The sequence below is a fragment of the Coraliomargarita parva genome (assembly GCF_027257905.1).
In the GTDB taxonomy this organism is placed as follows: domain Bacteria; phylum Verrucomicrobiota; class Verrucomicrobiia; order Opitutales; family Coraliomargaritaceae; genus Coraliomargarita_A; species Coraliomargarita_A parva.
This window is the reverse complement of record NZ_JAPZEI010000002.1, coordinates 522,425-538,173: the sequence shown is the minus strand read 5'-3', so window position 1 is coordinate 538,173 and position 15,749 is coordinate 522,425. Positions and strand designations below refer to the sequence as shown.

The 15,749-nt window shown below is 52.0% G+C and carries 7 protein-coding genes; 4 read left to right on the top strand and 3 right to left on the bottom strand.

The annotated features are described in order from the left end of the window. Positions 1-54: 54 nt before the first annotated feature. Positions 55-2,820, bottom strand: coding sequence for a GNAT family N-acetyltransferase (locus tag O2597_RS04575; protein WP_269523016.1), 2,766 nt, complete (start codon positions 2,818-2,820; stop codon positions 55-57). 858 nt (positions 2,821-3,678) lie between these two features. Between O2597_RS04575 and O2597_RS04570 the strand changes: the two genes are divergently transcribed. Beyond that, positions 3,679-4,635, top strand: coding sequence for a ParA family protein (locus O2597_RS04570; RefSeq protein WP_269523015.1), 957 nt, complete (start codon positions 3,679-3,681; stop codon positions 4,633-4,635). A 174-nt stretch (positions 4,636-4,809) separates the two neighbouring features. Here O2597_RS04570 and O2597_RS04565 read toward each other — a convergent pair whose 3' ends face one another. Beyond that, entirely contained in the window at positions 4,810-5,733 is a 924-nt protein-coding gene (locus tag O2597_RS04565; RefSeq protein ID WP_269523014.1) for a hypothetical protein, read from the bottom strand. Between the two features lie 237 nt (positions 5,734-5,970). On the opposite strand from O2597_RS04565, the gene O2597_RS04560 reads away from it, so the two are divergent. Continuing rightward, positions 5,971-6,801 carry a class I SAM-dependent methyltransferase gene (locus O2597_RS04560; protein WP_269523013.1) on the top strand — a complete coding sequence of 277 codons (831 nt, stop codon included), beginning with the start codon at positions 5,971-5,973 and terminating at the stop codon, positions 6,799-6,801. 88 nt (positions 6,802-6,889) lie between these two features. Here the strand turns inward: O2597_RS04560 and O2597_RS04555 are convergent, their stop codons facing one another. Continuing rightward, entirely contained in the window at positions 6,890-7,603 is a 714-nt protein-coding gene (locus O2597_RS04555) for a hypothetical protein (protein ID WP_269523012.1), read from the bottom strand. A 346-nt stretch (positions 7,604-7,949) separates the two neighbouring features. On the opposite strand from O2597_RS04555, the gene O2597_RS04550 reads away from it, so the two are divergent. Continuing rightward, a complete protein-coding gene (locus O2597_RS04550; RefSeq protein WP_269523011.1) occupies positions 7,950-14,366 on the top strand; it encodes a leucine-rich repeat domain-containing protein in 6,417 nt (2,138 codons plus the stop codon). Between the two features lie 631 nt (positions 14,367-14,997). Then, positions 14,998-15,726 carry a thioredoxin-like domain-containing protein gene (locus O2597_RS04545; protein ID WP_269523010.1) on the top strand — a complete coding sequence of 243 codons (729 nt, stop codon included), beginning with the start codon at positions 14,998-15,000 and terminating at the stop codon, positions 15,724-15,726. The last annotated feature ends 23 nt before the right edge of the window (positions 15,727-15,749 follow it).

Here is a 15,749-nt window from a genome sequence, read left to right as displayed (position 1 = left end):
ACGCAACGTTCGACGAGCTTCACGTCAGGCAACATAAAAACCAGAGCAGAGTTCTCACATCGCCCGCACATGGACCAGGGCGGCGGACACTAGGCCGGGCGGATTGTAGCCGCCTTCCAGGACGGAGACGATGCGACCGGAGGCATGTTTCTCGGCCAGTGCGACGAGGCGCTGGGTGAGTTGGGCGAAGGTGGCGTCCTCCCAATTCAAGCCGCCGAGTGGATCGCCCTTCCGGGCGTCGAAACCGGCAGAGATCAGCACGAATTCCGGGCGAAACGCATCCAACGCCGGTCCTGCCTGGCTGTCCCAGGCGGCCAGGGCTTCCGTTTCACCGGATCCTTCGGGCAAGGCAATGTTGAGCGTCGCGACCGACCTTGGGTCCTGGCTCTGCGCCTCATTGTCGCCGGCATAGTTCCCCGCCTCGTGCAGCGACAGATAAAAGGTATCGGGATCCTGGGCAAAAATCGCTTCGGTGCCATTGCCGAAATGGACGTCCCAGTCGACGATCGCGATCCGCTTCAGCGGGTAGTGCTTCCTCAGGTAATTGGCAGCGATGGCGACATGGTTGAAAATACAAAACCCCATCCCGCGGTCGGCGGTGGCATGGTGCCCGGGTGGGCGCACCGCACAGAAGACCCGTTTCACCTCCTGTTGCATCACGGCATCCACCGCATGTAAGACCGCCCCAGTCGCCTCCAGGGCGACATCATAGCTGTCGATGCAAATGGCGGTGTCCCCCGTTCGGAGCACATCGGCAAAACTTTCGACGTCACGATAAACCAGATCCTGATAATAGGCTTCGTGGGCCAACAACACCTCCGATGTTCTCGCTCGGCGGCCGGGCAGACGTGGGATTTCCGGCGGCAGTTCGGCCAATGCTTTGCGCAGCGCTCGATAGCGCGCGGCCGACTCGGGGTGCCCCGCGCCCGTATCGTGCCGCTCATACTGATCACTGTAATGCAGCCCAAGGGTTGGAATGTCCTCTTTGTGTGATTTCTTCTGATCCTGGAATTTCAGATACCGGCTCAACACCCTTGCGACCGGAATGTCGTAATGCCGTTCGTCTCCGGCAATGGGATCGTTGCTGCGACCGCCCGCTTGCTCAAACAAAGCCGCCATCGGACGGTTTTGCTGCAGCACGCTCGCCCAAAAGGTCTTCACCCCGCGTTCGGCGGCCACGACCGCCAATTCGCCCAAAAGGACGTTGGCCATTCCTGCCCGGCGGGTCGCTTCATGCACGACAAAAGCCACTTCTGCGGTCTCCCCACCCTTATCCAGATAAAAACGACCGATGGCGCGCAGCTCCCCATTTCGATCGAAGATGCCCAGTGCGAGATCTTTACCCGCCTCCACCGCAGCCAGTTTGTAGGCAGACTCCCCGCTCATCGCTTCCCGATGATGGCCGTAGCGCATGCGCACGGTTTCCTCATCGTGCGAATAAAAGAAATCCTGCAGCACGGTCATATCGCTGGGATGCAGGGGACGCAGCTGAAAGCGCCCCACTTTGAAATCAATCATCTTGGATTCCACCTCGTCACGTGCGCCACCCGGCATGGTGAAAAACTTGGGCACCCAGCCCCGGTTCCATGCACCGCGTAAGAGCGCTTCCCGGTCGTCCGGATGGGCGATCTCCACCAGGCGTGCCACGCGTTCGCGGATACTGCGTCCAAACAGACTGGCGACCCCATATTCCGTCACGACATAGTGGATATCGCTTCGCCCCGTGCAAACGCCACTCCCGGGGCCAAGGTCGGCCACGATCCGCGCCGAGCCGTCCGCGTCCGAGCGGGAGGTCAAGACGACCATCGGCTTGCCGTCTTTGCTGGCCCCCGCCCCCCGGGCAAAATCCTGCAGGGAGCCGACACCGCCATAAAAATGGTGCCCACTGGAATCCCGCACCACCTGCCCGGTCAAATCGACCATCCGCGCCCCATTGATGGCCACCATGCGGTCATTGCGGGCAATTCGCTCGGGGGCATTGACCCGGTCGCTGGGGTACAGCTCCACGTCCGGATTCTCATGCACAAAGCGATACAACTCGCGGCTACCGAGCACATGGCTGGCGATCGATTTACCCGGCTTATAGGATTTTTGTGAGTTATCCACCACGCCCTGACGGATCAAATCCATAAACGCATTGGTAAACATGCCGGTATGAATGCCGAGGTGTCGGTGCTTGTGCAGCGCTCGCAGGACGGCCTGCGGACTGTTCCCCAGGCCCACTTGCAAGGTGGAGCCATCTTCAATGAGCTGGGCGGCATAGCGCGCGAGTAATTCGTGCCGACGGTCGATGGAAAGCGGTTTCGTTTCGGGCAAGGGCATGTCCTGCTCCAGGAAATAATCGATCTTCGACGCCGGGATGCGGCTATCCCCTCCCGTGCGCGGCATTTGCGGGTTTACCTGGGCAATGACCAAGCGGGCCGTCGTCACGGCCGCCCGCACCACATCCACACTGACACCCAGCGAGCAATCCCCCGCCGTATCGGGCGGGCTGACTTCCACCAGAGCCACATCGACCTGCAGCGGTCCTTCACGAAAAAGCCGGGGCACCATCGACATCGGACAAGGCGTATAGTCCGCCTGCCCCCGGCTGACTGCTTCGCTGACATCCGGCGTCAGAAAGAAAGAGTTGGTCCGCAGCATCGACTCATATTCCGGAGCGATCCACGGCGACTCGTGCAAGCTGTGGATGTGCACCAGTTCGATATCTTTGAATTGATGCGCATACGACAGCATCGAACGCACCAGAGCCAAGGGCATCGCCGCCCCGCCCCCAATGAACACCCGGCGGCCCGGCCGCAACAGCTTAGGCCAATCCATGGGGTTCAAAGGCTTCATCCGAAAAAAATCCCACAGAGCCCCCTCAATAGGAAGCTAAAAAAGCTGATCTGCCACGCCTCTCTACGATGCGCCACTTGATAGGCCACCAATTCTGGGGCTGCACCGCCTACCAGGCACTGTGCCGATCGTATAAGAAGACCGGCCTGATCCGACCGATCGCAAAAAGAAATCCCGGCTCGGTAGGCACGCCTCGCCGGCGGTCATGCCGAAGCAATGAGCTAAAAGGGGGCAAACGTCGAACTTAAACATTGAAGCACTCCCCTGCCCCGTTGACGCCAACTACTTATTTGAGTTGAATCGCGCCCATGTGCTGGGCTCAGCATCCTATCCTTCTATATCTTCAAGAGGAAGCCCGTCGCTTACCACTTTTACAAGCCAAGCGAAGGGGCTAAAAGATGACATGCGAGTAGTTGCCAGCGCTGAGTTTGTGATCGCGTTAACTTCGACTTCCTCAAAGCTCCGCGTCTTCGTCGAACTCTGCGGTTAAAAACAGCACGCAGCTGTAGGAATCATTCAGTGATCTCAGCACATCCAAATTGTAAGCAGTTCGGCTACATATGACGGGCCACTGAAGCCTTGAACGAAGCCGGATGAATAGGAAAATCCGAACGATGTCAGCAATCCGGTCAACAAAGCCTGATCTATATAGCCGGACCTGAGCTCTACTGAGCCTATCGAAGTAGATTGTCGAAGGTCGCGTTTGACCCCATTTTCGCCACCTAGCCCTTTTTATTAGTAAATTCGCCCAGAAAACCACGTAGGCCCTTCTACTTTTTACGCTTTTTTGAAATGATGTGAATTGTGCGAACTTAAGTTTATCTGTGTGCTGCTGACTTAATGGCACGTAAGCTAAGCTTTATTAATTATAAGGGAGGTGTTGGCAAAACCTCGCTGATTGTGAATGTGGGAGCTTCCCTGGCAGAAGTCGGCCAGCGAGTGCTCATTGTGGATCTGGACGTGCAGTCGAATTCCAGCTTATGGCTGCTTCGCTTTGAACGTTGGAACCCCTTGGTCGAAAAGAATGAGGGGCACATCTATTCAACCTTTGAGCCGGGTGTCGCTCGATTGAGTGACTGTATTGTGCGCGACGTGGTCCGCAACAAGGAGTCGGGCAAGCAACTGCCTGGTTTGGACCTTTTGCCCACGACTTTCAGTTTGATTGATTTGGAGGAAGATTATAAGCCCGCAAATGGCTTGCCCGCTTATGTTCAGTTTCAGGAACAGATTGCCGAAATTGAGGATGACTACGACTACATCCTCTTTGATTGTCCGCCGAACATTCTATCGGCATCGAGTTGCGGTATTTTTAGCTGTAATGAGATTTTTGTTCCCTCGAATCCGGATGCCTTAAGCCTGATTGGTTTCACCTTATTGGTTGAGAAGCTAAAGCTCTTTTTTGAGGCGTCGGCCTCCTATCGTGTTGCGGGCATGGACCCTGCAGCTCAGGTGCGCGGTGTCATATTCAATTCGATTAAAAATAAGGTGGATATCAGTTCGTCCATCATGCGTGTCCAGGTTCGAATCAATCAATTCAAAGGTAAGGGGGTGGTGGCTCAGGACGCCCGCATTTTTAATACCAAAATCCGCGACGAAGTCATCGTGCCGCGCTCGGTCACATTAGGCTTACCCGTCTGCCTGATTGGTGATTACGAACGGGAGAATACGGTCCGCGATGACTACCGGGCTGTAATGAAAGAGATCATGAACATCCCGCCTCTGGAGGGGATTCCAAACGGAGGTAAACAGCCGTCCGAAATGGGGTCCTCCCATGAATCCCCAGTCTCGCCGCTGTGAGAGGCCTCCGAGTCGCTTTCTCACGCCCTGCTGCAATCATGAATCAGTTGCCTGTCGCATGATTCTGAAATCGGGAACATAGAAGAGGGAAAAGGCCTAAGGGGCAAACACGGACTTAAGGTGGATAGACGTAATTGCGCCGCTTTAGCCGTGCGACTACGTCACAGGCTTAAGTTAGTGCCCCAGTTCAGTCGGGTTTGACCTTTTTTTCGCCCGACATCGGCGAGAGACTACAAGTAGAGAACAGAGCCCCAAGACCATTCCGCTCGAAGCAAACTCCGGTATAACCGTCCCCAGCGCCACCACACTACCGGACGCTCCCCAAGTCTCAATACTGGTAATGGTCGTCCCCGGCGCCAAACCGGCAATCGAAATCCGGTTTCCGGGGCCACCATTCAGATCGCTCGCGATCTGGTTATTCTCAAATAGCCACCAGGTTTGAAAAGTTCCCCCGACATCGCGCGAATAATCGACCAGACCCGCATAATATCCGGAGGCCACGCCGCCTGAATTTAAAAGATAAGACGTACCATTGTCTGCAATCGCCACCACGCTACCGGACGTGCCCCAAGTCTCAATACTGGTAATCGTCGTCCCCGGCGCCAGGCCGGTAATCGAAATCCGGTTTCCGGGGCCACCATTCAGATCGCTCGCGATCTGGTTATTCTCAAATAGCCACCAGGTTTGAGAAGTTCCCCCGACATCGCGCGAGTAATCGACCAGACCCGCATAATATCCGGAGGCCACGCCGCCTGAATTTAAAAGATAAGACGTACCATTGTCTGCAATCGCCACCACGCTACCGGACGTGCCCCAAGTCTCAATACTGGTAATGGTCGTCCCCGGCGCCAGGCCGGTAATCGAAACCCGGTTTCCGGGGCCACCATTCAGATCGCTCGCGATCTGGTTATTCTCAAATAGCCACCAGGTTTGAGAAGTTCCCCCGACATCGCGCGAGTAATCGACCAGACCTGTATAATATACAGACCCCGAACCGCCTGGATTTAAAAGGTAACTTACATTGATTGAACCACTGGCCGATGAAGCAAAGACCCAGCCCAATAGGGCAAAACTAGATAAATTCCTAAACCTTCTCATATTAGTACGCCGCATGGTTGGCATAAGTTCTACAACTTGCAATCTTTTAGAAGCCCCCCTATTCCAGCACCCGAAATGGCCCACACCCACTACTAGAAATGAGATCAGTTTACTGGCAGCCTTATCGCATCGCACCGACTTTCCGGTCGATTGCTGCGACAACAGAATGAAAACCAATGTCACCGCTCTATACTGAGGCAGGTACTGGATGAAGCCGGAGCCAAAATCCAAACGACCATGAACACCAACAAAGCCATACAAAACCACTACTCTCACGGCAAGTTGCTGCAAGCAATCGAAGCCGCATTGCCCCATCTCGGCAAAACCCCGGAAACCCTTACGATCGAAGACCTCGCACCGATGGACGAATTTCACATAGGTGGACGTCAGGCAACGGAACACCTATTCAAGCAACTAAGGTTTAGCGAGCAGGACCATTTACTCGATGTGGGCTGCGGGATCGGCGGCACGGCACGCTATGTCCACAACCTGTGTCATAGCCGGATCACCGGAATTGATTTAACCGAAGAATTTGTCGTCACCGGCGAGACACTCTGCGCTTGGCTGAACATGGATTCGAAGATTCGACTACATGTCGGTAGCGCACTGGCGACTCCCTTTAAAGATGCGTCTTTTGACGGTGCTTACATGTTACATGTCGGCATGAACATTGCAGACAAGGCAACCCTCTTTAAAGAGATCCGTCGACTGCTCAGACCAGGTTCAAACTTCGGAGTGTACGACGTGATGCGACATGCGGCTGGTGAGCTCAGCTACCCGGTGCCTTGGGCGACTGATTCCAGTACCAGCAGCCTGGGGACGATTGAAGACTACACTGAAGCACTGGAAAAAGCGGGCTTCGACATCGAGATCGTGAATAATCGGCAGGAGTTTGCTTTGCAGTTCTTCGAGAAGCTGCGCGCTCAACCCGCCACCAAAAACAGTCCACCACCACTGAGCCTGCATACGATCATGCAGACAACCACCGCACATAAGGTGAATAACATGATCGAGAACATTACATCCGGCCTCGTCGCACCGGTCGAAATCATCGCCGTACTCCGCTAGGACAACAAAGTGTTCAATCGTAGAAGATAAAATGCTCCAACCCCCGGTCACAGAGGCCTAAACGGGGGGCAAACGCAAAATATAAAGATCACTCTACGCCTTCCTGCAACCGCGACATAACAGACGCTTGGTTGCGCATATCATAATCAGGATCCAACTCGACGACACGCAGAAATTCCAAGTCAGCAGTGGACAATCGATCAACAGGAAACAGCCACTTCTCGCCCTCTAGCCCGTCAATACGAACATGTCCGTTATCTTGCTGAATAAAGCGCCCCTCTAAAAGTCGCCCATCCGTCGAGCACCACAACCTCAAGTGGGGATGAAAGCCAACTGAACGAAAACGTATGCCCTCTTTCAGCGCAGCTCCGTCTACGTCTGTAATTGAAATCGCGAATGGAGACAGGTATTCAACCTTGGAGTCCGGATTAAACACAAGCGAGAGATAAGCTGGGTTTTTCGGTGTTCGGTTATTGTATGACATTGAGAACCAATTCCGTGGTGCAAGAAACACAGGCCCAGTTGTTTTAAAGAAATTCAGTGGAGAGTGGTATGCGACCGTCATCTTCTCCACCTTGACATCCGTCAAACCTTCAGACTCCGAATATGTGCGCAACTCGACATATTGCTCTGAACCATTAATGCCTTGTCCCTCCCCGGAACCAAGCCGAAGAAATACAAGACGTTCCCGAAGCTTGACCACATAGGTTTCTCCTTCGATGAGTCCATAGAATTGGAGCGAATCAGAGCAGGCCGAGGATACGGCGCCAATCAAGCAAAGCAGGACAAATAGCAAACGCACGTTTCGATATACAAAGAACCGAAGCAATTGGGTCAAACACAGAACCCTGCCCGCCGAAGAGCTAAAAGGGGGCAACCGCAAACCTTTCCGTCCCTGGCCAAGAGAGGATCGATACGATTCATCAAGATGAAGCCCGATTCGCTTATGGCAATGGCCATTGCTAACTCCGAACATGGCCCTCTACGAATCCTTTAATTCTCCACCTCAAATCGCTGAAGCCACCCTGCGCAACAAGCTGCGTAAACTTCTGCTGGAATTTCATTTAGAATAAGTCTTTAGCAAAGGATAGATTAGGCAACTTAGACTATACCATTCGACATCTTGAATTCAAACTTTCCTGCTTACCATGTTACTCAGATCAATAGCCTGCCTTCAGCGGCAGGCGGCATTCATTCTCCCCTGCCTTGCCCTACTTGTTAACGCGCGTGCGGAAACTCTCAAATACTTCGGGAATTTGGCTTTTTACAATAGAGGGTCTTATATCGAAATAGCCGAGAACACGGGGGTCGATGATTACGGCGACTTAGTCATCCCGATCTCGATCGAAGGTTTGCCGGTGAAGCACATTGGCGAGGCGGCCTTCAAGGACAAAACGATCGAATCCCTTGTGCTCCCCGACTCGGTTATTGTTATCAAAGACGATGCCTTTTATCGGTGTCAGGATCTGGCTTCGGTTCAACTTTCCAGAAATCTTAACGAGATTGGAGACCGAGCCTTCTATGATTGCGAGGGGCTCACCCAACTGTCACTTCCTTCCAGTCTCCGAACCATCGGCTCCGCCGCCTTTCGTTACTGCCAGAATCTGAGCAGCATCCCCCTGCCGGAAGGACTCGAATCCATGGGCGATTACGTTCTGGCCGGAACTGCTATTTCGGACTTTCAGGTTCCAGTAAAGATCAGAGTTATCCCCGCATATGCTTATAGTGGTTGTTCAAACCTCACCAAACTGTCTATCCCCGCGCATGTAACTGGAATTGGCAAAGAAGCTTTCAGCTCATGTAAAAATCTTCGTTCCATTGACCTGGGATCCAACCTTGAGCGTATTGACGAGTATGCGTTCGCACTCTGCAGCAGCCTTTCGGTTGTCGTGATTCCTGAGAGAGTGGACCATCTCGCTACCGGTGCGTTCCATAGTTGCGATCGGCTTGCCGGGGTCATCATGGCGGGGCCAGTGCCCAGCTACGTGGGAGCTTCTCTCTTCTCCCGCTACTCTGGTCAGCCGAATCTTTTCTACGATGCCAACCAATCCGGTTTCCTCGCCTATGCCAATATGCCTTGGCAGGCCTATAACAGCACACCGATCCAGGAATGGAAAACCGCGAATGGGTTTACTTGCGTTGTCCTTGAAGATGAGGTCTATCTGATCGCTTATTCGGGGACGGATTCCATCCTGACGATTCCGGATTCCCTTTTTGATTTACCGGTTACCAAAATCGGAGCCTTTGCCTTCTTCAGCAACAAGGAGATCTCATCGGTGAGAATCCCCAAGTCGGTCAAACTAATCGAGCCCTACGCCTTTTCCGAATGTGGCAATCTGACCACCGTATTTATTGAGGGTGCCAATGTGATGATCGATGAGCGCGTTTTTTACCTGAGCTCTAATCTGACCGCCTGCGTTTTCGAGGATGATGCGCCCGTTTTGTTGGGCTCCGAAAATTTTGAAATCCGCACCACACTCTATTTTTATGAAGACGCCAGAGACTTCACCGCGCCCAGACATGACAATTACGACAGCCAAGCAATTGCGTCCGCTGGCACTTACAATAGCCTCTTTTACGTGAATAAAGGGAGTGAAATAGAGATCACAGGGTGTTCCGTAGAGATCGAGGAATTGGTCATTCCGGAATACATCGAAGGTTTGCCGGTGCGTAGCATAGCCCGCGGGGCCTTTGCGGAACACAAAAAACTACGTTCAATACAATTGCCCGGAAGCATTCGGGAAATTGGCCTGATGGCGTTCCGGTATTGTGACTCGCTAGAAGCGATCAACCTTCCGGAGGGGATACAGGCCATTCCCGAAGAAGCTTTCGTGCAATGCCTGGCCCTGACTGATATCAATTTTCCGAGTTCATTGACCGAGATTGGGAAGAGAGCGTTCTACGGATGCCTGTCATTGAGCGACGTGGAGTTCGCCGAGGGGATTCAGGTCATCGGAATTTCCGCATTCAGTGCTTGTCCGATCGAAACGATGATTTTTCCCGAGAGCCTGGAGCGGTTGGAAGGTGAATCCTTTTCCGGATGCGCGTTGCGCTGGGTGCAATTTCTCGGCGATGTGGATCGCATTGCAAACCGGGTATTTCGAAACTGTGCCAACCTGAGGTGGGTGGAGTTCGACGGCAATCTGACTGAACTGGAAGTCGATGCATTTAGTTACTGCACGAGTCTTACAGCCATTGTTTATTCGGGGGCACAGGCGCCGACCCCCTTAGGCTATTCCGGATTCCTAAATACCCCCGATACCATCACGATCTATCACTTGGAAGGTGTTTCGGGTTTTGATCATTACAAATACAACCCGTGCGCCAAGGTCGTGATCGAGGGAGTCGGACAGGGGGACGGTTTTTTCTATGTCAACCTTGGCGTGGAGATCATGATTGTGGCCTCCGACGACAGTTACGAGACAGTGGTTATTCCGGATCAGTTTTTATCGTTCCCTGTTACCACGATCGGACCGGCCGCCTTTATCAACACAAGTCAGCTACAATACATCGAACTGCCCGACACGCTAACTGAAATCGAGGTCGATGCCTTTTACAATTCTTCGCTGCAGATGATCGATTTCGGTGAAGGCGTTCAGACGATAGGCGACCGAGCGTTTTCAAATGCGGATAAACTGACCTATGTCGAGTTTCCCGCCTCGGTTGAATCGATTGGCATTGAATCGTTTCGAAATTGTTTCCGACTGGAGACCCTTGTTCTGGGTGAGAATCTGGCTTCGATTGGTGACGGTGCCTTCAATTTCAGTAGCGATCTCGATGCGGTGATTTTTCTCGGTGATGCACCGGCACTAGGTGTTGACGCTTTGGGTGGATATCCGATTACGAAATACTACCACAGTCCGAGTGCCTCGGGATTTGATGTCGCTCCCTGGACTTCGCTGAGTCTGCAAATCTTCACTGAATATGGTTTTCTCGACGGTTTGCACTACATCGGTGATGTAAACGGTCTATCTATTGTGGGCTTTAGTAACTGGTGGACAGATGGAGAACTTACCATTCCTTCCCAGATCAACGGTATACCTGTGACGACATTGGGAGCGGACCTCTTTTACTATAAAAGAATTGAGACTGTTATTATTCCGTCCTCGATTTCCCGCATCGAAAGCAGAGCTTTCAATACCGTCTCCGGGCTAAAAAATGTAATTTTCGACGGGGTGTTGCCGGATGATTTTTCGAATAGTGGCATTACCGGCACCTTTAGCTTTCAGATTTACCATACCAACGTTCCCGAAGACTACGTCTCTCCGTTTTCGTTTTATAAACCCAAGAACTATTCGGGCTATGAGAGCGGCAGCGATCTCTTTTACATTAATACCGGGGACGAAATTTATATTGTCGGCGCCGGGGGAAATACTCCCGAGATAATCATTCCATCTTCGATAGATGGTCTGCCGGTGACAAAGATCATCGATAATGCTTTTGAATCGAATGCCGATATTGTCTCAATTCAGTTGCCCGACACCCTCGTGAGCATCGGTGAATACGCATTCTATTCTTGTGAGAACTTATCGGAGATCATTATCCCGCACTCGGTCGTTACGATTGGCCGTCATACCTTTGAGCGTTGTGATTCCTTGGTCCGGGTGCAACTACCGGACGGTTTGGAGACGCTTCATGACGCCACCTTTTATCTCTGCAAAAGTTTGACTGAGATCGCACTCCCCGAGGGATTGCTAACGATTGGGAGTCATGCTCTGCGTGGCTGTGAGAATCTTTCCAATATTCAGATCCCAGGTTCGGTTCGGACTATTTCTTCAAGTGCCTTCCGTGACTGCACGCGCCTTGCCAGGATCGAGATACCCGAGGGAGTTGAGATGCTGGACGCTGAAACCTTCCGAGGCTGCTCCGCTTTGGAAAAAGTCCAGCTACCATCCACTTTACAATCTATCGGAGTCCGGGCATTTTACCTGTGCACCGAGCTTCGGCACGTGGTGATTCCGGCCCCAGTCTCGGAGATCGGTGATGCGGCCTTCCTTTATTGCTATTCTCTCAATACAATCGTGTTTAAGGGAAATGCACCGGGTCAGATCGGGAGCGATAGTTTTGCTGGTGCGGGGCGTTATTTCTCCTTTTTTCATTTACCCGGCGCTACCGGTTTTTCCTCGCCGACTTGGCAGGGACTTCCGGCACAAGCGATTCAGGCTTATGCCGATGATCAAGACATGCTCATCCTAAACGACGGCACGGAAGCTACCGTCCGGAATTATGCAGGCAATGACAGCGTGTTTTCGGTACCTGCACATTTCAATACTGTGCCAATTACCCAGGTCGCTCCAGCTGCTTTTATGGGTCGGCAGTCCCTCACCTCGCTGACGCTTCCAGATAGCGTGTCGCACGTCGGCGAATACGCGTTTGCCGGCTGCACTCAATTGCAGAGCTTTGCACTTCCGGATGGGTTGGCTGTGATTGGAGAAGGAACCTTCAGTGCATGTTCGGCTCTTGAATCAATTACCATGCCTACGACGGTCACCACCATTGGAGCCGGGGCCTTTTCAGGTTGCACCCAGTTAAATATCAATTCCTTGCATGATGGAATTCATTCTATTGGTGACTATGCATTCGAGCACTGTAATTCCATCGTGACGATCAGTCTGCCGGATTCAGTGAATACTTTTGGACTTGGCATTTTCAGGGGCAGTAAGAGTTTGACTGCCTTTGAGGTACCCGCTGGGCTCTCGGATGTGCCTGCCACGATGTTTCAGGATTGTTCCGCTTTGCAATCGATTCAGTTTCATCCAAGTGTCACCGGTATCGGCGATTACGCATTTGCCAACTGCATAGCACTCGAGGAAATCAGCTTCCCCGATGGACTGACAATGATAGGTTCCTATGCCTTTCAGGGCTGTGTGGGCCTCTCGTCGCTGGTCTTTCCGGAAGGGGTGACAACTTTCGGCAATTATGCCTTTGATGGCTGTGTAGGCTTGAGTTCCATCTATTTCCAGGGAGATGCACCGCTTAATTACGGCTCACAGGTTTTTCCGGGATATAGTGAAGCGCCCATGGTCTTTTATGATGCCGCAAGTACGGGCTTTACCATGCCGACTTGGAACGGGATGCCAGTTGGCGGAGCCAGTGGCGTGCTGGGTAATCTTTATTACCGGTTAATTAGTGATGCCGTGGAAATCACAGGCTTGGCCGATGATGCCGGCGTAGTCGAGATTCCCTCCTATATCAATGGCTTTCCGGTAACCTCGATCGCGAGTCAGGCATTTTACAGGAATAGCGAGTTGCTCTCGATTGCCTTGCCCTCAGAAATCGAGCATATAGGTGATAGTGCTTTTTACGAATGTGAGCGGCTGAATGATTTGGTGCTGCCCGAAAATTTGAAAGCAATTGGAGAACTGGCTTTCTACGGCTGCGATTCGCTGGTGCATGTGCGCCTACCGGGCAATCTTGAGTCTGTCGGAGACCGTGCTTTTTACGATTGCTCCACCTTGCGTTCCGTATACGTTGGCGCCAGCGACGTTTCCTTTGCGGATAACACCTTTAGCTACTGCAATAATCTGGCTGCTGTCCTGTTTGAAGCAGAAGGGCCCCTTACCTGGGGTTCAAATAGCATGTATCAAACCCCTGCGAACTGCCGAATCTGGGTGTTGGAGGGAACGGACCTATCCCAAAATCTTGAAATATTTGGCAGTGTCAGCAAGGTGCTCATAAACGGCTACAGCGACGGAATCTTCTACAGGATATCCGACGGCACTTACGTGCCGGAAGGGGATCTCGAAATTGCCGGGTTCTTGGGTCATACCGGTTGGTTGGCTATCCCATCGGAGATCAATGGACTTAAAGTATCTGGAATCGCCGATAATGCCTTTGAGGACAGCAATGAACTACAGTATGTGTTCCTGCCTGAAGGTCTTTTGCGGATCGGTTCCTATGCTTTTAAGGATTGTCCTAAACTCGCTTTTATCGATGTTCCGGACACGGTCACCGAGATTGGAAGTTATGCCTTCGATCTTTGCACTGGATTAAGGGCTGCCAGTATAGGCCGCGGGATCGACACGATCGGGAATTATGCCTTTTCATCGACCTCCAAGTTGATGGAAATCCTCTTTAGGGGCGATGCACCCCCGAATGCGAGTTCTTCTTTCTTTGAAGATAGTCGAATTGTGAAGCATTACTATGGAGCATCAGGTTTCGAAGGTTCCGCTTGGCTTCGCTACAGGATAAAGGCAGTCTCTCACGACCAATCTTCATGGCGCGAATTCTATGGCTTGTCTAGTGGTCTGGATCTTTGGAATTCTCAAGACGACTCAGGTTCGCCGCTGATTCTCAGGTATGCGTTCAACTTGGATCCCAGCGGCACCGGCGAAGCGTATTCTCTGAGCCCTCCAAGCAATGGAGAGGATTTGGAGATCTACTTCTACTCAATGGCTGAAGACGTTATGTATATCGTCGAGACCAGTAAGGACTTGGTTGAATGGACTACGGACGACGTGATCCTGACCGAGGATGTTGAAAATGGTAGGACGATCGCGAGAGTCCCCTTCGTTGGGGGAAGCAACTTCATCCGTATAAGGATAGAACCAATTCCAAATAATTGAGCAACTCAAAAGGCCTGAAAAGAATCAAACGTATAAGCCGAAACGATGACATAGGCGTAGTTTCCAGCGGTGAGACATCCTCTGACTGAAAACACTGCCATTTAGTAACTTATGCGGAATGGTACCATGATCATAAAGAGGTCAAAATAATGCGGACTGCTCTGCTCAAAAGCCTAGGTGACAATACCCTGAAGATTGATGCTCTCTTCCAGCACTATACGATGGACGCATCCAACACGTCTAAACAGAATTGGGTTAGTTATATAGAGGATACTCTGCGGAGCATCGAACTCAACGGTGCCCCACTCGATATAGCAGATATCATTTTAAATGCTCTGGATCGCGATCGCCAGGAAGTAATGGAGTCATCCCCAAAAACGCGTTTCAATTAAAAGGCCCATTCGAGCACATCTGCTTACATCCGTGGCTAAGCACATCCCGGCGTAAAGCCTGCCGCGACTACGGATGCAACCAGAATTAAGCGGTGGCATCGCTTCATGAATACTTACCGATGATTATGACGTTACTTTTATATTGTAGTTTCATCGTCTCCAAATATCGCTTTATACGAGCAACAACGCAATACAGCTCCGACAGAAACAAGTAACTCACGCAACTGAAGCAACCGACCATGCGACTCTTCTACCAATTGCTACTATTATCCCTGACACCATTTGTTTTGTTCGCCGAAGGGTTTCGCACATGGAACATGATCGGCGGCGGGTATTTTGAAGCCAAATTGATTCAAGTGGAAAGCACTACGGTCAAACTAGAGAATCGTGAGGGCCGGGTGATCGATTTCCCTCTAGAAGACCTGAAGCCTTCCGATCAGCAGTTTGCCCGAGAATGGCTAGCCTCGCAAGACGTGGGGACGGCAGCCTCTGATGCGACCTTCAGACCAAGCACTGAATTTGCCAAGCGGGTTTATAGCGATCTCGTTATTTCAAAGGGAAGCCGACTGGTCGACTTTGAGCCCGAGTCGAGTGCTCGACCAAAGTATTTTGCCTTTTATCGATCCGCCCAATGGTGTCCACCCTGTCGCGCGTTCACGCCTGATTTGGTCGATTTTTATAAAAAACAAAAACGCAAAGGAGCGGCCTTTGAATTAATCTTTATCAGCAGCGATAAAAGCGAAGAGCTCATGGCTGAATATATGGATAAATATGATATGGATTGGCCTGCCTTTCATTACGGAGAAAACAAGGACATCGTCCAACGCAATGGGGGCGGCATTCCGAATTTAATCGTCACCGATGCCGCGGGCAACAAGCTGCTCGACAGCTATGACAGCGCCGGCAAATACATCGGACCACGCACGGTGATGGCCGAACTGGAAAAGCTCCTGGAAGACACCGACTAGTCGGCCATCGGGGCCACGAAGTC

Coding starts and splice junctions, on each gene's coding strand:
- O2597_RS04575 (WP_269523016.1), bottom strand. CDS start 2,820: ATGGATTGGCCTAAGCTGTTGCGGCCGGGCCGCCGGGTGTTCATTGGG.
- O2597_RS04570 (WP_269523015.1), top strand. CDS start 3,679: ATGGCACGTAAGCTAAGCTTTATTAATTATAAGGGAGGTGTTGGCAAA.
- O2597_RS04565 (WP_269523014.1), bottom strand. CDS start 5,733: ATGAGAAGGTTTAGGAATTTATCTAGTTTTGCCCTATTGGGCTGGGTC.
- O2597_RS04560 (WP_269523013.1), top strand. CDS start 5,971: ATGAACACCAACAAAGCCATACAAAACCACTACTCTCACGGCAAGTTG.
- O2597_RS04550 (WP_269523011.1), top strand. CDS start 7,950: ATGTTACTCAGATCAATAGCCTGCCTTCAGCGGCAGGCGGCATTCATT.
- O2597_RS04545 (WP_269523010.1), top strand. CDS start 14,998: ATGCGACTCTTCTACCAATTGCTACTATTATCCCTGACACCATTTGTT.